The organism is Mesorhizobium sp. M0208, from assembly GCF_040322015.1.
Classification (GTDB): Bacteria; Pseudomonadota; Alphaproteobacteria; order Rhizobiales; family Rhizobiaceae; genus Mesorhizobium.
On record NZ_JAMYSP010000007.1, the window covers coordinates 18,986 to 38,102 of the forward strand.

The following is a 19,117-nucleotide window of genomic DNA, read 5'->3' on the forward strand; positions in this document are numbered from 1 at the left end:
CATGTATCAGGCCATCGTCTTCCTTCCGCTGCTCGGCTTCCTGATCGTCGGCCTGTTCGGCACTTCGCTGGGGGCCAAGGCTTCCGAATACATCACCTCCGGCTTCCTGGTGATCGCGGCAGTGCTGTCGTGGGTTGCCTTCTTCTCGGTCGGCTTCGGCGGCGGCGAGGTGTTCACCGTGCCGGTACTGCGCTGGATCCAGTCAGGCGGCCTCGAAGCGTCGTGGGCGCTGCGGATCGATACGCTGACCGTGGTGATGCTGGTCGTCGTCAATACGGTGTCGGCGCTGGTCCATATCTACTCGATCGGCTACATGCATCACGACCCGGACCGGCCGCGCTTCTTCGCCTATCTGTCGCTGTTCACCTTCGCCATGCTGATGCTGGTGACGGCCGACAACCTCGTGCAGATGTTCTTCGGCTGGGAAGGCGTCGGCCTTGCCTCCTATCTGCTGATCGGCTTCTGGTACAAGAAGCCGTCGGCCAATGCAGCTGCGATCAAGGCCTTCGTCGTCAACCGCGTCGGCGATTTCGGCTTTGCGCTCGGCATATTCGGCGTGTTCGTGCTGTTCGGCTCGGTCAATCTCGGCACCATCTTCGCCAATGCGGCGACGTTCATTCCGGCGGAAGGCGCGCCGCAAGGCGCGGCCGTACTGACCTTCCTCGGCTATGCGCTTGATAAGCAGGCCGCGATGACGGTTGTCTGCCTGCTCCTGTTCATGGGCGCCATGGGCAAGTCGGCGCAGGTGCCGCTGCACACCTGGCTCCCGGATGCCATGGAGGGCCCGACGCCGGTCTCGGCACTGATCCATGCCGCCACCATGGTGACGGCAGGCGTGTTCATGCTGGCGCGGCTGTCGCCGCTATTCGAGCTGTCGCATTCGGCACTGACGGTGGTCACCTTCATCGGCGCCTTCACCGCCTTCTTCGCGGCGACAGTCGGTCTTGTCCAGAACGACATCAAGCGCGTCATCGCCTATTCGACCTGTTCGCAGCTCGGCTACATGTTCGTGGCGCTCGGCGTCGGCGCCTATGGCGCGGCGATTTTCCATCTGTTCACCCACGCCTTCTTCAAGGCGCTGCTGTTCCTCGGCTCGGGCTCGGTCATCCACGCCGTCTCCGACGAGCAGGACATGCGCAAAATGGGTGGCCTAAGGACGCTGATCCCGACGACTTACTGGATGATGGTGATCGGCACGCTGGCGCTGACCGGTGTCGGCATTCCGGTAACGATCATCGGCACGGCCGGCTTCTTTTCCAAGGACGCCATCATCGAAGCGGCCTTCGCCGGCCACAATGCGGTCGCCGCATTTGCCTTCATATTGCTGGTCATTGCTGCCTGCTTCACCTCCTTCTACTCCTGGCGGCTGATCTTCATGACCTTCCACGGCGAGCCGCGGGCCAGCCACGAGGTCATGCACCATGTCCATGAATCGCCGCCGGTCATGCTGGTGCCGCTGTTCATCCTGGCGGCTGGCGCGCTGCTCGCCGGTGTGATCTTCCACGGCGCCTTCATCGGCGAGGGCTATGCCGAATTCTGGAAGGCGTCGCTGTTCACGCTGCCGGACAACCAGATCCTGCACGAAATCCACGAAGTGCCGTTATGGGTCGAGTTGTCGCCGTTCATCGCCATGCTGATCGGCTTTGCGATAGCCTGGCAGTTCTATGTTCGCGCGCCGGAAATGCCTCGGAGCGTCGCTGCCAACCATCGCCTGCTCTACGCCTTCCTGCTCAACAAATGGTATTTCGACGAGCTCTACGACTTCCTGTTCGTGCGGCCGGCAAAGCGCCTCGGCCACTTCCTGTGGAAGACCGGCGACGGCACCGTCATCGACGGACTCGGGCCGGACGGCATTTCGGCGCGCGTCGTCGACGTCACCAACCGGGTCGTCAAGCTGCAGACCGGCTATCTCTACCACTATGCCTTCGCCATGCTGATCGGCGTTGCCGCACTCGTCACCTGGATGATGCTCTGATGACCGCCTGGCCGATCCTATCGCTGGTCACCTTCCTGCCGCTGGTTGGTGTGCTGCTCATCCTTTTCGTGCGTGATGACAGCGAGAACGCGCGCCGCAACATCCGCGCCATCGCGCTTTTCACGACTGCGTTCACGTTTGTGATTTCGCTGTTTATCTGGACCGGCTTCGACAATTCGCAACCTGGCTTCCAGTTCGTCGAGAAGTTTGCCTGGCTGGATTCCGGCATCTCCTACCATATGGGCGTAGACGGCATCTCCATGCTGTTCGTCATCCTGACCACCTTCCTAATGCCGCTCTGCATTCTCGCCTCGTGGGAATCGATCGAGAAGCGCGTCAAAGCCTATATGATCGCCTTCCTGCTGCTCGAGACGCTGATGATCGGCGTGTTCTGTGCGCTCGACATCGTCTTGTTCTACGTCTTCTTCGAAGCCGGCCTTATCCCGATGTTCATCATCATCGGCGTGTGGGGCGGCAAGCGGCGCGTCTATGCCTCGTTCAAGTTCTTCCTCTACACCCTGGCCGGCTCGGTGCTGATGCTGCTCGCCATCATGGCGATGTTCTTCCAGTCCGGCACCACCGATATCCCGACGCTTCTGACGCATAATTTCCCGGCCAATATGCAGACCTGGCTATGGCTTGCCTTCTTCGCGTCCTTTGCGGTGAAGATGCCGATGTGGCCGGTGCATACCTGGCTGCCGGACGCGCATGTCGAAGCACCGACGGCCGGCTCGGTGATCCTGGCCGCCATCCTGCTCAAGATGGGCGGGTACGGCTTCCTGCGTTTTTCGCTGCCGATGTTTCCGATCGCATCCGAAATGTTCGCGCCGCTGATCTTCACGCTTTCCGTCGTCGCCATCATCTACACCTCGCTGGTGGCGCTGATGCAGGAGGACATGAAGAAGCTGATCGCCTATTCGTCGGTCGCTCACATGGGCTTCGTTACCATGGGCATCTTCGCGATGAACCAGGAAGGCGTCCAGGGCTCGATCTTCCAGATGCTGTCGCACGGCCTGGTCTCCGGCGCGCTGTTCCTCTGCGTCGGCGTCGTCTACGACCGCATGCACACGCGTGACATCGACGCCTATGGCGGGTTGGTCAACAACATGCCGAAATATGCAACCGTGTTCATGATCTTCACCATGGCCAATGTCGGCCTGCCCGGCACCAGCGGCTTCGTCGGCGAGTTCCTGACCATGCTCGGCGTGTTCCGGGTCAACACCTGGGTGGCGTTCTTCGCCGCCACCGGCGTCATACTGTCGGCGGCCTATGCGCTCTGGCTCTACCGCAAGGTGATCTTCGGCGCACTGACCAAAGAAAGCCTGAAAGGTTTGCTCGACCTGTCGACGCGCGAAAAGGTGATCATCTATCCGCTGGTCGCGCTGGTCATCTTCTTTGGCGTCTATCCGGCGCCGATCTTCGACGCGACGGCCGAATCGGTCAAGGCGCTCGTTACCAATGTCACCGCATCCATCGGCGCCGCGCAGACCGCGGCGGCGAACTGACTGGGGGTTTGCGAACCATGACGCCGGACCTTCTCTCCAGCCTGTCGCTCTCGACGCCAGAGCTGATCCTCGCCATCGGCGCCTTGGCGCTGTTGATGCTCGGCGCCTATTCGCGCGCCAACACCGCCGTCACGGTGAGCGGCCTTGCTGTTGCCGTGCTGGTGATCGCCGGCGCCTGGCTGATCTTTTCCCCGGGGCAGGGCAACGCCTATGGCGAAGCCTTCATCCAGGACCCATTCGCCCGCTTCATGAAGATGTTGGCGCTGGTCGGCTCGGCGGTGACGCTGGTCATGTCGGTTCGCTTTGCCCAGGCGGAGCGTTTCGACAAGTTCGAATATCCGGTGCTGATCCTGCTCTGCACGCTCGGCATGATGCTGATGATCTCGGCCAACGGCATGATCGGGCTCTATCTCGGCCTCGAGCTGCAGTCGCTGGCGATCTACGTGCTGGCGGCGATCAACCGCGATAATCTGCGCTCGACCGAGGCCGGGCTGAAGTACTTCGTCCTTGGCGCGCTGTCGTCGGGCATGCTGCTTTACGGCATCTCGCTGGTCTACGGCTACACGGGCAACACCGGCTTCCAGGAGATCGCCGCGGCGCTCAGCGGCGGCGAGCGCCAGCTCGGCCTCGTCTTCGGCCTGGTCTTTGTGCTGGCCGGCCTTGCCTTCAAGATCTCGGCGGTGCCGTTCCATATGTGGACGCCCGACGTCTATGAGGGCGCGCCGACGCCGGTGACGGCCTTTCTGGCGGCGGCACCCAAAATGGCGGCGATGGCGCTGATGGTGCGCGTCACCATGGGCGCCTTCAAGCCGATCGCCGCCGACTGGCAGCAGATCATCGTCTTCATCTCGATCGCCTCGATGGCGCTCGGCGCATTCGCGGCCATCGGCCAGACCAACATCAAGCGGCTGATGGCCTATTCCTCCATCGGTCATATGGGTTATGCTCTGGTCGGCCTTGCCGCCAACAGCCAGGACGGCGTGCGCGGCGTCGCCATCTACATGCTGATCTATCTGGTGATGACGCTCGGCACCTTCGCCTTCATCCTGGCCATGCGGCGCAAGGAGGGCAATGTCGAGCAGATCAGCGATCTCGCCGGCCTGTCGGCGACCAACCCGATCATGGCGACGATCCTCACCATCATGATGTTCTCGCTGGCCGGTATCCCGCCGCTCGCCGGCTTCTGGGGGAAATGGTACGTGTTCCTCGCCGCCATCAATGCCAACCTCTACGCGCTCGCGATCATCGGCGTGCTGGCCTCTGTGGTGGGCGCCTATTATTATCTGCGCATCATCAAGATCATGTGGTTCGACGAACCGGTCGGCGGCTTCGTGCCGATGGCGACCGAACTGCGCGTCGTGCTCGGCGCCTGCGGCGCTTTCGTGCTGTTCTACGTGCTGATCGGCGGCCCGATCGGAACCTACGCAGCCGCCGCGGCCAAGACCTTCTTCTAACGGAATGACGTTCAGGCTGGCTCCAACCGCGGCTTCGGAAGGGTTCCGGCTCGAGGCGCACGATACGGTCGGCTCCACCAATGCGTTGGCGCTGGAGCACGCGCGGGCCGGCGATCCGGGCAAACTCTGGGTCGTCTCAAAAAAGCAGGAAGCGGGACGTGGCCGCCGCGGCCGCGCCTGGGCGACGCCCGAAGGCAACCTGGCGGCGACGCTGCTGGTGATCACCAACACCGAGCTTCGACTTGCCGCGACGCTCGGCTTCGTTGCCGGACTGGCGCTGGCCGACGCGCTCGACGCCGTCGTGCCGAAAGGCAGGATTGCGATCGGCCTCGATGGTGCGAGCCAGGGCAAGAACCGCTTCGAGTTGAAATGGCCGAACGACGTGCTTGCCTCGGGCGCTAAGCTCGCCGGCATCCTGCTGGAATCGGCGATGCTGGATGGCGACCGTTCGGCGGTGGCTGTTGGCATCGGCGTCAATGTGGTGGCTTATCCTAATGATTTGCCCTATCCAGCGACGTCGCTCAACGCGCTGGGGTCTGCTTGCGATGCCGAGACGCTGTTTCTGGCGCTGTCGGATGCATGGAGCGAGAATGCCCGGCTGTGGAACGAAGGGCGTGGGCTTGCCGCCGTCAGGCGGCGCTGGCTGGCGCGTGCGGCGGGGCTTGGCGGGCAGGTTGCTGTCAGAATTGACGGTAATGTGGTGCGCGGCACCTTCGAGACCATTGACGAAGACTGCCGTTTCGTGATCCGCGACGATGAAGGCTCGGTTCTGACGATCGCCGCCGGCGACGTGCATTTCGGCGCGGTCGCATCGGCCGTCGGTTGACTGGCCAATACGTTTGACTGGCCAGGTATTTGACCAGCTTGAATTTGACCGGCTGACAATTTTGATTGGCCGACGATTTTGACCGGCCCACAATTTGACCGGCCCACAATTTGACCGGCAAGGAAGGAAAGACCATGGCGACAGCGGAAAATGCCGAACTTGTCTTCGTGCCGCTCGGCGGTGTCGGCGAGATCGGCATGAACTTCGCCCTCTACGGCTATGGGCCGGCCAATGCGCGCGAATGGATCGTCGTCGACGTCGGCGTTACTTTTCCCGATGCAACCCTGCCCGGCGTCGACCTGGTACTGCCCGACACCCGCTTCATCGAGGAGAATGTCGCCAATCTGCGCGGCATCGTCATTACCCATGCACATGAGGACCACTACGGCGCGCTGCACGACATCTGGCCGAAGCTCAAGGCGCCGGTCTGGATGACGCCGTTCGGCGCCGGCCTGCTGGAAGCCAAGCGGCAGGGCGAGCAAGGGGCGCCGAAGATCCCGGTGACGATCTACCGGGCTGGCGAGAAATTCACCGTCGGTCCGTTCGAGATCGAGGCCATCCCCGTCGCGCACTCCATTCCCGAACCGATGTCGCTGGCGATCACCACGCCGGCCGGCGTCGTCATCCATACCGGCGACTGGAAGATCGATCCGGCGCCGACGGTGGGGCCGATGACCGACGAGGCACGCTTCCGTGCCTATGGCGACAAGGGCGTGCTGGCGTTGATCTGCGATTCCACCAACGCGCTGCGGGAAGGGGAATCACCGTCGGAAGTGGCGGTGGGCGAGGGCCTCAAAGGTGTCATCCAGAATGCCAAGGGCCGTGTCGCCGTCAGCAGCTTCTCCTCCAATGTCGGCCGCATCGTCTCGATCGCCAAGGCAGCGCGGGATGCCGGCCGCCAATGCCTGGTGCTTGGCCGCTCGATGAAGCGCGTCATCGATGTGGCTGATGAACTCGGTTATATGGACGGGTTGCCGGAATTCATCGCCGAGGAGGATTACGGCTTCATCCCGCGCGAAAACCTCGTCATCATCTGCACCGGAAGCCAAGGCGAGCCGCTTGCCGCACTTGCCAAGCTGTCGCGCGACGAGATGAAGTCGGTGGCGCTGACGGCCGGCGACACGGTGGTGTTTTCCTCGCGCACCATTCCCGGCAACGAGAAGGCGATCCTCGAAATCAAGAACCGCCTGATCGATCTCGGCATCAAGATCATCGAGGACGGCGATGCGCTGGTGCATGTCTCCGGCCATCCACGCCGCAGCGAATTGCGCAAGATGTATGAATGGGTGCGGCCGCAGATCGGCGTTCCCGTTCATGGCGAGGCGGCGCATCTGGTGGCGCAGGGCTCGCTGATGTCGACGTCCGGCATCGGCCAGGTGGCGCAGGTGCGCGACGGCGACATGCTCAGGCTGTATCCGGGTGCTGCCGCCATCATCGACCAGGTTCCGTTCGGCCGCATCTACAAGGACGGAAGGCTGATCGGCAGCGATCAGGCGATGGGCATTCGCGACCGCCGCAAGCTGTCCTTTGCCGGCCATGTCGCCGTCAACGTCGTGCTCGACGACAAATACGAGCTTGCCGGCGATCCCGATCTCGTCGCCATCGGCGTCGCCGAGGCCGACCGCAGCGGCGAGAGCCTGGAAGACCTGATGATCGATGCGGCAATCGGCGCCGTGGACTCCATCCCCCGCCAGCGCCGAAAAGACCTCGACCTGGTCCAGGAGGCGGTGCGGCGCGCGGTGCGCGGCGCGGCCAACGAAGCCTGGGGCAAGAAGCCGCTGGTGACAGTGTTCGTCACGCGGTGACGAACAAGGGAATAGGGCAGTAAGGCAGTAAGGGAGTAGGGAAGCAGGAAGTAGGAGCGCAAACAGTCTGCACTTCTAGATCCTTTTTTCCCTACTCCCCTACTGCCTTACTCCCCTACTCCCTTAACCCGGGAGTACCCTATGCTCGGACGTCTCAACCATGTCGCGCTTGCGGTGCCGGATCTGGCCGCGGCTGCGGCGGTCTATCGCGATACGCTTGGCGCCCGCGTAACCGCGCCGCAGGCGCTGCCGGAGCATGGCGTTACGGTGGTGTTCGTCGACGTCGGCAACACCAGGATCGAGTTGCTCGAGCCGCTCGGCGAAGCCTCGCCGATCGCCGCATTCCTCGAGAAGAATCCGTCCGGCGGCATGCACCATCTCTGCTACGAGGTGGACGACATTGTTGCGGCGCGCGACCGTCTCAAGGCCAGCGGCGCGCGCGTGCTGGGCGACGGCAAGCCGAAGACCGGCGCGCATGGCAAACCGGTATTGTTTCTGCACCCCAAGGATTTCTTCGGCACGCTGGTCGAACTGGAGCAAGCATGAGTTGGGTTTCGTTTGTTGCCCTGTTCTTCGCCACATGGTGGGTGGTGTTGTTCGCCGTCCTGCCGTTCAGCATGCGGACACAGGACGAGGACCGGGACGTGACGCTTGGCACGGTTCCGAGCGCACCGCGCGGACCGCATATGCTGCGCGCGGCGCTGCGCACGACAATCGCCACGCTGGTCCTCATGGCTATCTTCTACGGCATCACGAGAGGGCTTGGCCTCGGCATCGATGACATCCCGCATATCGTGCCGGATTTCAACCAGAGCCCAGCGCATTAGCCGGCTACCTACCGTGTCCGGCTATCCCAGCCTAGCCGACGCCCTGAAATCAAGCTGAGCCAGCACGGTCAATCCAAGTAAAGCCCCGGGGCGGGCTTGGGCTGACGCAACGTCATGTAGTTTGGTAATCTGTCGTGCTAACCAAATGATTGCACAAAAAAAATGCAAGGCGCGAGGCCTTGCAATTTAAACGCGTCCGATCTGTTTCCGGTGTCCGGCGGCAGCGAGTTACCGCGCCTAGATCGCATCCTCCCAAGACTTTGACCGCGTAGGAGGGCAGATTTTTCTCTACCCTCTCGGTTATGTGGGCACACTAGCCTAGGGCGGGTGAAAATGTCACGAAGAATTTTGCCCGGAAACAGGCAATCTCGTGCTGCAGTGCACAATAGTACGGCAGGCGTTGCTTGCGAAACGCCCAGCAAGCCGCGTGCGGCAATTGCGGCGCCTGTGCAGCGCCTGGGCCGGGTTTCCATTCCGCCATGAAATGGCTATGAAGCCGGGGCAAGCAAGCCTGTGCCGCGCCGATTCCGGCGCCGCCATCCTCTCTCACGGACCAGTTCATGCGTTTGTCGCGCTATTTCCTGCCCATCCTCAAAGAAAACCCGCGCGAGGCCGAGATCGTCTCGCATCGGCTGATGCTGCGTGCCGGCATGATCCGCCAGCAGGGGCAGGGCAGCTTTTCCTGGCTGCCGCTCGGCAAGCGGGTGCTGGACAAGGTCTGCTGGATTATCCGCGAGGAGCAGAATCGCGCCGGCGCGCTCGAAATCCTGATGCCGACCATCCAATCGGCCGAGCTGTGGCGCGAAAGTGGCCGCTATGAAGATTACGGCAAGGAGATGCTGCGCATCAAGGACCGGCAAGACCGCGATATGCTCTACGGGCCGACCAACGAGGAGATGGTCACCGAGATCTTCCGCTCCTACGTCAAGTCCTACAAGGACCTGCCGCTCAACCTCTATCACATCCAGTGGAAGTTTCGCGACGAGGTGCGCCCGCGCTTCGGCGTCATGCGTTCGCGCGAGTTCCTGATGAAGGACGCCTATTCCTTCGACCTCGATTATGAAGGCGCCAAGGCCGCCTATAACCGCATGTTCGTGTCCTATCTCAGGACGTTTACGCGCATGGGGCTGCAGGCTATCCCGATGCGCGCCGACACCGGGCCGATCGGCGGCGACCTCAGCCATGAGTTCATCATCCTGGCCGACACCGGCGAGAGCCAGGTGTTTTGCCACCGCGATTATCTCTCGCTGGCAGTGCCTGGCGCAGACACGGATTTTTCGAACGACGCCGAGATCGGCGCCATCGTCAAGACATGGACGACGCCCTATGCCGCCACCGACGAGATGCATGACGAGGCGGCATGGGAGAAGGTGCCCGCGAGCGACCGGGTCTCGGCGCGCGGCATCGAGGTTGGTCATATCTTCCATTTCGGCGACAAATATTCCAAGCCGATGGGCGCCAAGGTGACAGGCCCGGACGGCAAGGATCATTTCGTTTCTGGCGGTTCCTACGGCATCGGCCCGTCCAGGCTGGTCGCCGCGATCATCGAAGCCAGTCATGACGATAACGGCATCATCTGGCCGGAGGCGGTGACGCCGTTCGATGTCGGCTTGATCAACATGAAGGCCGGCGATGCCGAATGCGATCGCGTCTGCGGCGAGCTGCACGCCGCTTTTGCCGCCGCCGGCAAGGAGGTGCTCTACGACGACACCGACCAGCGGCCGGGCGGCAAGTTCGCCACCGCCGATCTGATCGGGCTGCCGTGGCAGGTGATCGTCGGGCCGCGCGGCATCGCCGCCGGCGAGGTCGAAATCAAGAACCGCAGGACCGGCGAGCGCGAGACGCTGCCGATCGCGGACGTGAAGCAGCGTTTCGGTGCCGCCGCATGAACAAAGCGGCGGCAGCAAGACCATCGGGCGCCGGGCCTTTTTCCGGCTTCGAGCGCATGGTGGCGTGGCGCTATCTGCGCTCGCGTCGCAAGGAGACGGTGATCTCGGTCATCGCTTCGATCTCCTTCCTCGGCATCATGCTGGGCGTCGCCACGCTGATCGTCGTCATGGCGGTGATGAACGGCTTTCGCGCCGAACTGCTGACGCGCATCCTAGGCGTCAACGGGCACCTGATCGTGCAGCCGCTCGATATGCCGCTGGAGGACTATGCCCAGGTCGCCGGCCGCATCAACGGCGTGCCCGGCGTCAAATACGCCATCCCGCTGATCGACGGGCAGGTGCTGGCGCAAGGCAATGTCGGCGGCGGCACCGGCGCGCTGGTGCGCGGCATACGCGGCGAGGATCTCGGCAAGATCACCATCGTCGCCAACAATATCAAGGAGGGCTCGATCGTCGGCTTCGACACCGGCGAAGGCGTCGCCATCGGCAGCCGCATGGCCGAGAATCTCGGGCTGGTGCTTGGCGATACGATCACGCTGATTTCGCCCGAGGGCGACATCACACCGCTTGGCACGACGCCGCGCATGAAAGGCTATCCGGTCACCGCGATTTTCGAGGTCGGCATGTCGGAATATGACAGTTCCATCGTCTACATGCCGTTCTCCGAAGCGCAGCTTTACTTCAACATGGACGGCCGGGCGCAGACGATCGAGATCTACGCCGACAATCCCGACAATATCGACGCGCTGAAGCCGAAGGTCGAAGAGGCGGCGCAGCGGCCGATCAGCCTTGTCGATTGGCGGCAACGCAACAAGACGTTCTTCGACGCGCTGCAGGTCGAGCGCAACGTCATGTTCATGATCCTGACCCTGATCGTGCTGGTGGCGGCGCTCAACATCATTTCGGGCCTGATCATGCTGGTGAAGGACAAGGGCCACGACATCGCCATCCTGCGCACCATGGGCGCGACGCGCAGTGCGATCCTGCGCATCTTCCTGATGACCGGGGCGGCGATCGGCGTTGTCGGCACCATTGCCGGCGTGCTGCTCGGCATCGTGATCTGCCTCAACGTCGAGCGCATCCGCCAGTTCTTCTCCTGGCTGGCCAACGAGCGGCTGTTCAATCCCGAGCTTTATTTCCTGAGCCAATTGCCGGCCCGCATGGATGCCAGCGAGACGATCTCCGTCGTTCTCATGGCGCTGGCGCTGTCGTTCCTGGCGACGCTGTTTCCGGCGTGGCGCGCGGCCAGGCTCGATCCAGTCGAAGCGCTGAGGTACGAGTGATGGCCGAAGCCATTATCGAGCTGAAGAGCGTCGAACGGCACTATGTGCAGGGACCGCGCAAGCTGACCATCCTGAACGGCGCCGATTTTTCGCTGAAGCGTGGCGAGATGGTGGCGCTTGTGGCGCCGTCGGGCACCGGCAAGTCGACGCTGCTACACACCGCCGGGCTGCTGGAGCGACCGGACGCCGGCGACGTGATCCTGGCGGGGCGCGCCTGCGGCCGGCTTTCCGACGACGAGCGCACGGCGATCCGCCGCAACGACGTCGGCTTCGTCTATCAGTTCCATCATTTGCTGCCTGAATTCTCGGCGCTGGAAAACATCATGATGCCGCAGCTGATAAAAGGGCTGCCGCGCAAGGAGGCGGCCGAGCGGGCGGCGCAATTGCTCGACTATATGCAGATCGGCAAGCGGGCACAGCATCGCCCCTCCGAGCTCTCCGGCGGCGAGCAGCAGCGGGTCGCCATTGCGCGTGCCGTCGCCAATGCGCCGCTGGTGCTTTTGGCCGACGAGCCGACCGGCAATCTCGACCCGGTGACCGCTTCCTATGTGTTCGAGGCGCTGGCAGCACTGGTCCGGCAATCGGGCCTGGCGGCGCTCATCGCCACTCATAATCATGAGCTCGCCTCGCGCATGGACCGCCGCGTGACGCTGGCCGACGGCAAGGTTGTGCCGCTTTAGGGTGCGCTGCAATTGAGGCGATGACGGCCTGCGGGCTGCCGTGCGCCGTCCCGCCGCTTTCGCGCGCCTGTTGGCCCGAAACGCTTGGCATCTCCCTCTCAACCCTTTCTTAACCCTGTCGAAATGACCGAGCGCAATTCCGGTGACACCGGGATTGCGATCGTTGACATTCGAACAAAATTAGAACAAAATACGAACATACTAACAACAGGAGAGAGTTATGACCGATCTTGTTCAGGATGTCGTTTCGCTGGTGTGCATGAGCACGTTCCTCATTTCCATGGCAATCTGGATCGGCGCGATGTGAGGCTTGAGCTCAAGGGCGGGCTCGATGCTGATGAGCGAAGGCCGCCTTCGCATATTGGCGCAGGCATTGGGCGAGTGTTTCAGCCGGCCTTGCGGGACACTTCGACAGGCGACACGGCGGCGGGCCCGAACACGTCCTCGAAAGCGGATTTCAGCGCCAGGTCGAGGTCGGCCATGGTCACGGGAAGGCCGAGATCGACAAGGCTGGTAACGCCGTGATCCTGGACGCCGCACGGTACGATGCCGCTAAAATGGCTAAGGTCCGGCTCGACATTGATGGCGATGCCGTGAAAGCTCACCCAGCGCCTCAGCCTTATGCCGATGGCGGCGATCTTGTCCTCGGCCGCCGAGCCGTCGGGCAAAGCGGGGCGATCCGGCCGCACCACCCAGACGCCGACGCGATCCTCGCGGCGTTCGCCGCGTACGTTGAAGGCGGCCAGCGAGCCGATGATCCATTGTTCGAGTGCGGCGACGAAGGCGCGGACATCCTCGCGCCGCCGCTTCAGGTCGAGCATGACGTAGGCGACCCGCTGGCCCGGCCCATGATAGGTGTATTCGCCGCCACGCCCGGCGGCAAAGACCGGGAAGCGGTCCGGCTCGATCAGGTCCTCGACGCGGGCGCTGGTGCCGGCGGTGTAGAGCGGCGGGTGCTCGACCAGCCAGACCATCTCGCCGGCGGCGCCGCTGCGGATTGCCTCGGCGCGCGCCTCCATCAGGGCGAGCGCATCGGGATAGGCGGTGAGCCCAGGCTCGATCCGCCATTCGACCGGCGCCGAGCCGGGCAAGGGCAGGAACGACGTGGCGATCTGGCTGCGTTCTGTCATGATATGTCGTCTCGCCACTCATATGGCGGCAATCGGTACAAACGTCCAGTTCCGGCACGTTCGGCCCTTGAAGAGTTATGCCGATGTCCGGCCGATTATTGCTGGCCGCGCACTTGTTTCACCGGAAACGATTTGCTACACGCCGCGGGCCGGTTGGTTCCGGCTCCTACCACGTGCGGTCGTGGCGGAATTGGTAGACGCGCAGCGTTGAGGTCGCTGTGGGGCAACCCGTGGAAGTTCGAGTCTTCTCGACCGCACCAATCAGTCTTTTGGCTGTGGAAGTTATTGCGACTTTTCAGGCTTGTCGCACAGCCGTGCAAATACGGCAAAAAGTGCACTGTCACCGTAATTTGTTAATTCGCGTCCTATGCCGTCTGTTCACTTTCCCGGACATCTGAGTTCACGGTTGGTGATGGGCATAGCAGCGAAGCAAGCACCTTTGCGCTTGCCTTGAAGGCATCCTATTCTGGAGGGTAGCATCCGCTCGTGGGCATAGAATGTCGGTACTGCCTTTCTTAAGAATTTACGCGCCGCTCAACGCGGTGCTGGCTGCGACTGGGCTTGTGGCGGTGGCTGCGCTCACGACACCGGACATGTCCGGACGAAGCAGACTGGCTTTGGCTGCCGTGCTCGCGGTCATTTGGGGCGTCTATCTCCTGGAATTGGCCGAGAAACTGCTCAAGCGCCGGGCGGGAGACCTTCGGGACAGGACGCCGGCAATCGCCATTGATGTGCTCGCGGTTTTGGTTCCACTCGCCGCATTTCTGCTCGTCGGCACGCCCGACCGGAGCCTCTACTGCGCTGTCTGGCTGCTGAAACCGCTGCGCGATTCAACTTTCTTCCCGCTGCTGGGCAGAATCCTGACCAACGAAGCGCGCAACCTGATCGGCGTCGCCACGGTCTTCGGCATCGTTCTGTTCGGTGTTGCGCTCGCAGCCTATGTGATCGAGCGCGACGTCCAACCGCAAAAGTTCGGCAGCATCCCCCAGGCAATGTGGTGGGCGGTGGTCACGCTGTCCACCACCGGCTATGGCGACGCTATTCCGGAAAGCTTCGCCGGCCGCGTCCTTGCCGGGGCGGTCATGATGAGTGGCATCGGCATCTTCGCGCTCTGGGCTGGCATTCTTGCCACGGGCTTTTATCAGGAAGTCCGTCGCGAGGATTTCGTCCGCAATTGGCAATTGGTCGCCGCCGTGCCGTTGTTTCAGAAGCTCGGCCCGGCCACACTGGTCGAGATCGTGCGCGCATTACGACCTCGCATCGTGCCGGCAGGCGCTGTGATCTGCCGCAAGGGCGAGACCGGTGATCAGATGTTCTTCGTCGTGGAGGGGCGCGTCAGCGTCGCGACGCCGAACCCGGTGGAGCTGGGCCCTGGCGCCTTCTTCGGCGAGATGGCGCTGATCACCGGCGAACCGCGCTCGGCGACCGTCAGCGCCACAACGGTGGTCTCACTCCTGTCGCTACACTCGGCGGATTTCCAGATGCTGTGCAGCAGCAGCCTGGAGATCGCAGAAATCATCCGCAAGACCGCGCTCGAGCGGCGCGGCGCGGCGCCTAACGGTTGACCGTATTAGACTGGGTGTTCGTCAGGAGGAGGATGTGATGGCAAGGCTGCCAGCTGCCTGCCGATGGTGGCTGGCTGGAACTACGTGCTTTGCCGCTGCCGAACCGCCCTCAATACAATCGCCGCGGAATCGTAGAGAAATGCTTTAAAATCAACGCGGCAGGCGTTGCGGCGCGCTGCATCTCGACCGCACCATTAAATTCGAAAGCGGAATCTCTTCCTCGTTGAATTCTCGCACTGCGGGGAGCGTCCTTGTGGGGGGCACGTGCTTTGTGCCTGATTGCGGTCGCGAGTTTGGCTTATGAGAAGTGGCCATCGGCGGGCATGGCCATCTATCGACAAGCGCACATAACTATTCGCGCACCAGGCGTCCGGTCGCCCACCAGATCACCGATACAACAACGATCGATGCGTAGCCGTCCACGGCATAGTGCCAGCCAGTGAACACCGATCCGTACAGGATCAGGGCTGCAAAGGTCCAACCCAGAACGCCAAGCCAGCGATTGATCGATGACAGCAAATAGGCGTTCAATACGGCAAAGGCGACATGCATGCTTGGCATGGCCGAGATGCCGCCGCCAAGACTTGGCCGGCCGCTCTGGTAAGCCTTCAGGAGATATGCCGCGGGTTCCCGCACCATGTAACTATGGTCCAGCCTGTCCAGGGCCGCATTCAATCCGTGGAAGCGATCCACGCCGACAAAGTGGTGGTAGTAAACCGGTCCGACCGATGCCAGCGCCAGGGCCAAGACCGTTCCGAGGACGGACAACGTCAGCGCTGCTGCGCAGAGATAGCGGATGCGGGCAATCTCGTCCGACCAGAGCGACACGAAAAGGATGGTGCCGAACCACTGGTAAAACCAAATGACTTCATAGCTGTTGAAGACGACGGACGACCAATTGTTGCTGTCGAGCTTATGGACGATCTCCCATGGCGGCATCCCGTGCAGCCATTCGTCAGCGTCGGCCAACCAGTTGTCGGCATAGTATGGGACGACGGACGGGATGGCGATCTTGTAGGTAGAGAACGCGGTCAAGCTGGCAAAGAAGAACAGCAGCACCAGCAGACAACCACGCCAGCGCCCTTGAGCCAAATCCAGTGCGTAGCGAACCGGTTGCCGCCGGCCATGGATTAGCGCGGCACAGCAGACGCCACCGATAAACAACACCGGAATCCCAACAAGAAATTTGTGAGAATAGATTGAGGCAGACGTATAGAATACTTCTGGGTATAGTGCGGATGCGCCTAAAACATATGTCGCCATGAACAATGAGAGGCGCAATTGCCATATGGCGGAGGGCCTGTAGCGAGAGGCTTCCGTGGTTAGGGCCAAACCAATTTACCCGTTCTTAACGTTTCGCCGGAGAGACACATATACCGATAAGGTAAAAACCTTGCCGCCAGGTTTACTTTTCCCCGGTGGTCGACATTTGCCGCCGGCTCGCATGCGACGGATTGTTTCCCTGTAATCTTGCATCCGCATTTGCTGTCCAAGCCCCTGCGTGAAGGGATTGCCCCGGGGGCTGGAAACCGAACTGGCCGGTGCTTAACGCGGCCTGCCGCCTCCTGTTGACGTATCATAAGTTTTAGCTTATCATAAGTCATGATTTATGATTACGCAGGCATGGTGGCCTTGGCCGATCCGACACGCCGCAAGGTGTTCGAGCTCATCGCCGATCGGCCACGCTCGGTCATCGATCTGACGCGAGTGCTTCCGGTCTCGCAGCCGGCGGTATCGCAGCACCTCAAGGTTTTGAAGGAAGCCCGGCTGGTCCGCGCAGAGCCGAAAGGTGCCAGCAACATCTATCATCTCGACCCGCATGGGCTCGGCGAGATGCGCGCCTGGCTCGACCGCATGTGGGGCGATGCGCTCGACGCCTTCAAACGGGAAGTCGACAACAGCAAGGAGAAGAGGAAATGACGACCATGATCAAGCCCGCGCCGGTCAGGAAGTCGGTGACCGTGGATGTGCCGCTCGACAAGGCATTCGATGTGTTCACCACAGGATTCGGGCGCTGGTGGCCGGCTTCGCACTCGATCGGCAAATCCGCCCTGACGACCGCGGTGATCGAACCGAAAGCCGGCGGCCGCTGGTACGAGATTGGCGAGGATGGGTCACAATGCGATTGGGGCGAGGTTCTCGCCTGGGATCCGCCGTCCAGGCTGACGCTCGCCTGGCGCATTGGAGCCGGCTGGCGCTACGATCCGGCACTGCTGACCGAAGTCGAGATCCGCTTTGTCGCGCTCGGCGAGAACGCGACGCGTGTGGAACTCGAGCACAGACTTCTGGAGAACATGGGCGAAACCGCAGAGGCGATGCGCGAGGCCTTCGAATCCGAGGGTGGCTGGAGCGGTCTCCTGGACCGCTATGCGGCCGAGGCGAAGCGCCACGCCGCCTGATCGGGAAGCCTTCCATTCCAATACCAGCGAGGCCCTCGCACTGTCGGCCTCGCCGTTTTGAATCAGTGTCGATCTCCCCATCTGGTTGACCGGGGCGGGGAGATACGCTGCCCTTTACCTGCCGCCGCGAAGGTTTGCAGCGCCGCAGGTTTGTAGAACGTCCTCTTCTCCTACCATCCGGTATGCGTTGCGTCGTTTGGACGCGCGAACGGCGCTGTAGCAATTTGCCGTTGCGCATGGTCCTTTCGCAAAATCGATTCCGATTGTCAGGGTCATGCGTTAGACCTGACAGGCACCTTATCCGGAAATCCGATGGCGGGAGGCGCTGGTGGAAGGCCAGGACGAACAGATGACCGGCGCCAGGGCCGTCGAGGAGCGCCGCGCCGACATCTATGACGAGGACGGCGTCATCCTGTCGTCGTTCCTCGCCCAGATCGGGGCCGCGATCGCCGATCGCGATAGGCTGACGCTGAAGCGTGAAGTCGACGATCTGCACCAGTCGGAACTCGGCCACCTGCTCGAGGCGCTGCATCCGGAACAGCGCCGCGCGCTGGTCGAATTGCTGGGCAAGGATTTCGATTTTTCCGCGCTGACCGAGGTCGACGAGGCGATCCGCCGCGACATCGTCGACAGTCTGCCCAATGCGCAGATCGCCCAGGCGGTGCAGGATCTCGATTCCGACGATGCCGTCTACATTCTCGAAGACCTCGACCAGGAGGACCAGGACGAGATCCTGTCGCAACTGCCGTTCACCGAGCGGATCAGGCTGCGGCGCTCGCTCGATTATCCCGAAGAGACCGCCGGCCGCCGCATGCAGACTGAGTTCGTTGCAGTGCCGCCCTTCTGGACGATCGGCCAGACCATCGACTACATGCGCGAGGACAACAATCTTCCCGACCGTTTCAGCCAGATCTTCGTCATCGATCCGAGCTTCAAGCTGCTCGGCGCCATCGACCTCGACCAGATCCTGCGTACCAAGCGCTCGGTCAAGGTCGAAGAGGTCATGCATGAGACCAGGCATGCCATCCCGGCCACCATGGACCAGGAGGAGGCGGCGCGCGAATTCGAACAATACGATCTTCTGTCCGCTGCTGTCGTCGACGAGAACGAGCGGCTGGTCGGCGTGCTGACCATCGACGATGTCGTCGACGTCATCCAGCAGGAGGCCGAGGAAGATCTGCTGCGCATGGGCGGCGTCGGCGACGAAGAACTCTCGGACAGCATCTTTTCGACCTCGCGCTCGCGCGTGCCCTGGCTGCTGGTCAATCTTTTGACGGCTTTCCTGGCGGCTTCGGTGATCGGCCTGTTCGACCGCACCATCGAGCATATCGTGGCGCTGGCGGTGCTGATGCCGATCGTCGCCGGCATGGGCGGCAATGCCGGCTCGCAGACCATGACCGTCACGGTGCGGGCGCTGGCGACCAGGGACCTCGACATCTACAATGCCGGCCGCATCATCCGCCGTGAGATCGGGGTGGGCTTCATCAACGGCATCATTTTCGCCATCCTGATCGGCCTCGTGGCTGCTGCCTGGTTCCACGATCGCAATCTCGGCGGCATCATCGCGGCTGCGATGATCATCAACATGTTCGTGGCGGCTCTGGCGGGCATCCTTATCCCGCTGCTGCTCGACCGCTTCAAGATCGACCCGGCTGTGGCTTCGGCGGTTTTCGTCACCACGGTCACCGATGTCATCGGTTTCTTTGCCTTTCTCGGGCTCGCCACATGGTGGTTCGGCGTGCGCTGAACGGCACCTCAATTGACTTTTACGTAAATGCC

General features: G+C 62.2%; 16 protein-coding genes and 1 tRNA gene. 15 read left to right on the top strand and 2 right to left on the bottom strand.

Going from position 1 to position 19,117, the window contains the following annotated elements; translation table 11 throughout:
- The first annotated feature begins 1 nt into the window (after nucleotide 1).
- The 10 genes from nuoL (at nucleotide 2) to NKJ17_RS09620 (ending at nucleotide 12,244) form a co-directional block, all read left to right on the top strand.
- The gene (nuoL, locus tag NKJ17_RS09575) at nucleotides 2-1,975 is read left to right on the top strand and encodes an NADH-quinone oxidoreductase subunit L (RefSeq protein ID WP_352505704.1); all 1,974 of its coding nucleotides are present in this window, start codon (nucleotides 2-4) and stop codon (nucleotides 1,973-1,975) included.
- On the top strand, nucleotides 1,975-3,480 hold the full coding sequence (locus tag NKJ17_RS09580; RefSeq protein WP_352450009.1) for an NADH-quinone oxidoreductase subunit M: 1,506 nt from the start codon (nucleotides 1,975-1,977) through the stop codon (nucleotides 3,478-3,480). Before nuoL ends, NKJ17_RS09580 begins: the two co-directional genes overlap by 1 nt.
- Nucleotides 3,481-3,497: 17 nt before the next feature.
- Entirely contained in the window at nucleotides 3,498-4,934 is a 1,437-nt protein-coding gene (gene nuoN, locus NKJ17_RS09585; protein WP_352477554.1) for an NADH-quinone oxidoreductase subunit NuoN, read from the top strand.
- Between the two features lie 4 nt (nucleotides 4,935-4,938).
- Entirely contained in the window at nucleotides 4,939-5,760 is an 822-nt protein-coding gene (locus NKJ17_RS09590; RefSeq protein WP_352477556.1) for a biotin--[acetyl-CoA-carboxylase] ligase, read from the top strand.
- Between the two features lie 134 nt (nucleotides 5,761-5,894).
- Complete coding sequence (locus tag NKJ17_RS09595; RefSeq protein ID WP_352505705.1) at nucleotides 5,895-7,565, top strand: ribonuclease J; 1,671 nt, start codon at nucleotides 5,895-5,897, stop codon at nucleotides 7,563-7,565.
- A 141-nt stretch (nucleotides 7,566-7,706) separates the two neighbouring features.
- Nucleotides 7,707-8,111 carry a methylmalonyl-CoA epimerase gene (mce, locus tag NKJ17_RS09600; RefSeq protein WP_352477558.1) on the top strand — a complete coding sequence of 135 codons (405 nt, stop codon included), beginning with the start codon at nucleotides 7,707-7,709 and terminating at the stop codon, nucleotides 8,109-8,111.
- Nucleotides 8,108-8,392: a DUF1467 family protein gene (locus NKJ17_RS09605; protein WP_352688109.1), complete on the top strand. Its 285-nt coding sequence runs from the start codon at nucleotides 8,108-8,110 to the stop codon at nucleotides 8,390-8,392. Before mce ends, NKJ17_RS09605 begins: the two co-directional genes overlap by 4 nt.
- 560 nt (nucleotides 8,393-8,952) lie before the next feature.
- Nucleotides 8,953-10,281 carry a proline--tRNA ligase gene (gene proS / locus NKJ17_RS09610; protein ID WP_352688111.1) on the top strand — a complete coding sequence of 443 codons (1,329 nt, stop codon included), beginning with the start codon at nucleotides 8,953-8,955 and terminating at the stop codon, nucleotides 10,279-10,281.
- Entirely contained in the window at nucleotides 10,278-11,564 is a 1,287-nt protein-coding gene (locus NKJ17_RS09615; RefSeq protein ID WP_352477560.1) for a lipoprotein-releasing ABC transporter permease subunit, read from the top strand. The genes proS and NKJ17_RS09615 overlap by 4 nt, the downstream gene beginning before the upstream one ends.
- Nucleotides 11,561-12,244, top strand: coding sequence for an ABC transporter ATP-binding protein (locus NKJ17_RS09620; RefSeq protein WP_254818120.1), 684 nt, complete (start codon nucleotides 11,561-11,563; stop codon nucleotides 12,242-12,244). The genes NKJ17_RS09615 and NKJ17_RS09620 overlap by 4 nt, the downstream gene beginning before the upstream one ends.
- Before the next feature lie 386 nt (nucleotides 12,245-12,630).
- Here NKJ17_RS09620 and lipB read toward each other — a convergent pair whose 3' ends face one another.
- Nucleotides 12,631-13,374, bottom strand: coding sequence for a lipoyl(octanoyl) transferase LipB (gene lipB / locus NKJ17_RS09625; protein WP_352477561.1), 744 nt, complete (start codon nucleotides 13,372-13,374; stop codon nucleotides 12,631-12,633).
- Between the two features lie 175 nt (nucleotides 13,375-13,549).
- On the opposite strand from lipB, the gene NKJ17_RS09630 reads away from it, so the two are divergent.
- Nucleotides 13,550-13,634, top strand: a tRNA-Leu gene (locus NKJ17_RS09630).
- Nucleotides 13,635-13,871: 237 nt separating this feature from the next.
- Nucleotides 13,872-14,939, top strand: a complete 1,068-nt coding sequence (locus tag NKJ17_RS09635) for a cyclic nucleotide-gated potassium channel (protein WP_352688114.1) — start codon at nucleotides 13,872-13,874, stop codon at nucleotides 14,937-14,939.
- A gap of 351 nt (nucleotides 14,940-15,290) precedes the next feature.
- Here the strand turns inward: NKJ17_RS09635 and NKJ17_RS09640 are convergent, their stop codons facing one another.
- Nucleotides 15,291-16,106, bottom strand: coding sequence for a phosphatase PAP2 family protein (locus NKJ17_RS09640; protein ID WP_352688116.1), 816 nt, complete (start codon nucleotides 16,104-16,106; stop codon nucleotides 15,291-15,293).
- A 435-nt stretch (nucleotides 16,107-16,541) separates the two neighbouring features.
- Here NKJ17_RS09640 and NKJ17_RS09645 point away from each other — a divergent pair, with 435 nt between their 5' ends.
- From NKJ17_RS09645 to mgtE, 3 genes are all read left to right on the top strand, one after another.
- Nucleotides 16,542-16,859, top strand: a complete 318-nt coding sequence (locus NKJ17_RS09645; RefSeq protein ID WP_023676569.1) for an ArsR/SmtB family transcription factor — start codon at nucleotides 16,542-16,544, stop codon at nucleotides 16,857-16,859.
- On the top strand, nucleotides 16,856-17,338 hold the full coding sequence (locus NKJ17_RS09650; protein ID WP_352688118.1) for an SRPBCC family protein: 483 nt from the start codon (nucleotides 16,856-16,858) through the stop codon (nucleotides 17,336-17,338). Before NKJ17_RS09645 ends, NKJ17_RS09650 begins: the two co-directional genes overlap by 4 nt.
- A gap of 349 nt (nucleotides 17,339-17,687) precedes the next feature.
- A complete protein-coding gene (gene mgtE, locus NKJ17_RS09655; RefSeq protein ID WP_502906540.1) occupies nucleotides 17,688-19,085 on the top strand; it encodes a magnesium transporter in 1,398 nt (465 codons plus the stop codon).
- The last annotated feature ends 32 nt before the right edge of the window (nucleotides 19,086-19,117 follow it).

Excerpts from the sequence above, each read along its gene's own strand:
- nuoL (WP_352505704.1), top strand. The coding sequence starts at position 2 with ATGTATCAGGCCATCGTCTTCCTTCCGCTGCTCGGCTTCCTGATCGTC.
- NKJ17_RS09580 (WP_352450009.1), top strand. The coding sequence starts at position 1,975 with ATGACCGCCTGGCCGATCCTATCGCTGGTCACCTTCCTGCCGCTGGTT.
- nuoN (WP_352477554.1), top strand. The coding sequence starts at position 3,498 with ATGACGCCGGACCTTCTCTCCAGCCTGTCGCTCTCGACGCCAGAGCTG.
- NKJ17_RS09590 (WP_352477556.1), top strand. The coding sequence starts at position 4,939 with ATGACGTTCAGGCTGGCTCCAACCGCGGCTTCGGAAGGGTTCCGGCTC.
- NKJ17_RS09595 (WP_352505705.1), top strand. The coding sequence starts at position 5,895 with ATGGCGACAGCGGAAAATGCCGAACTTGTCTTCGTGCCGCTCGGCGGT.
- mce (WP_352477558.1), top strand. The coding sequence starts at position 7,707 with ATGCTCGGACGTCTCAACCATGTCGCGCTTGCGGTGCCGGATCTGGCC.
- NKJ17_RS09605 (WP_352688109.1), top strand. The coding sequence starts at position 8,108 with ATGAGTTGGGTTTCGTTTGTTGCCCTGTTCTTCGCCACATGGTGGGTG.
- proS (WP_352688111.1), top strand. The coding sequence starts at position 8,953 with ATGCGTTTGTCGCGCTATTTCCTGCCCATCCTCAAAGAAAACCCGCGC.
- NKJ17_RS09615 (WP_352477560.1), top strand. The coding sequence starts at position 10,278 with ATGAACAAAGCGGCGGCAGCAAGACCATCGGGCGCCGGGCCTTTTTCC.
- lipB (WP_352477561.1), bottom strand. The coding sequence starts at position 13,374 with ATGACAGAACGCAGCCAGATCGCCACGTCGTTCCTGCCCTTGCCCGGC.
- NKJ17_RS09635 (WP_352688114.1), top strand. The coding sequence starts at position 13,872 with ATGTCGGTACTGCCTTTCTTAAGAATTTACGCGCCGCTCAACGCGGTG.
- NKJ17_RS09645 (WP_023676569.1), top strand. The coding sequence starts at position 16,542 with ATGATTTATGATTACGCAGGCATGGTGGCCTTGGCCGATCCGACACGC.
- NKJ17_RS09650 (WP_352688118.1), top strand. The coding sequence starts at position 16,856 with ATGACGACCATGATCAAGCCCGCGCCGGTCAGGAAGTCGGTGACCGTG.
- mgtE (WP_502906540.1), top strand. The coding sequence starts at position 17,688 with ATGACCGGCGCCAGGGCCGTCGAGGAGCGCCGCGCCGACATCTATGAC.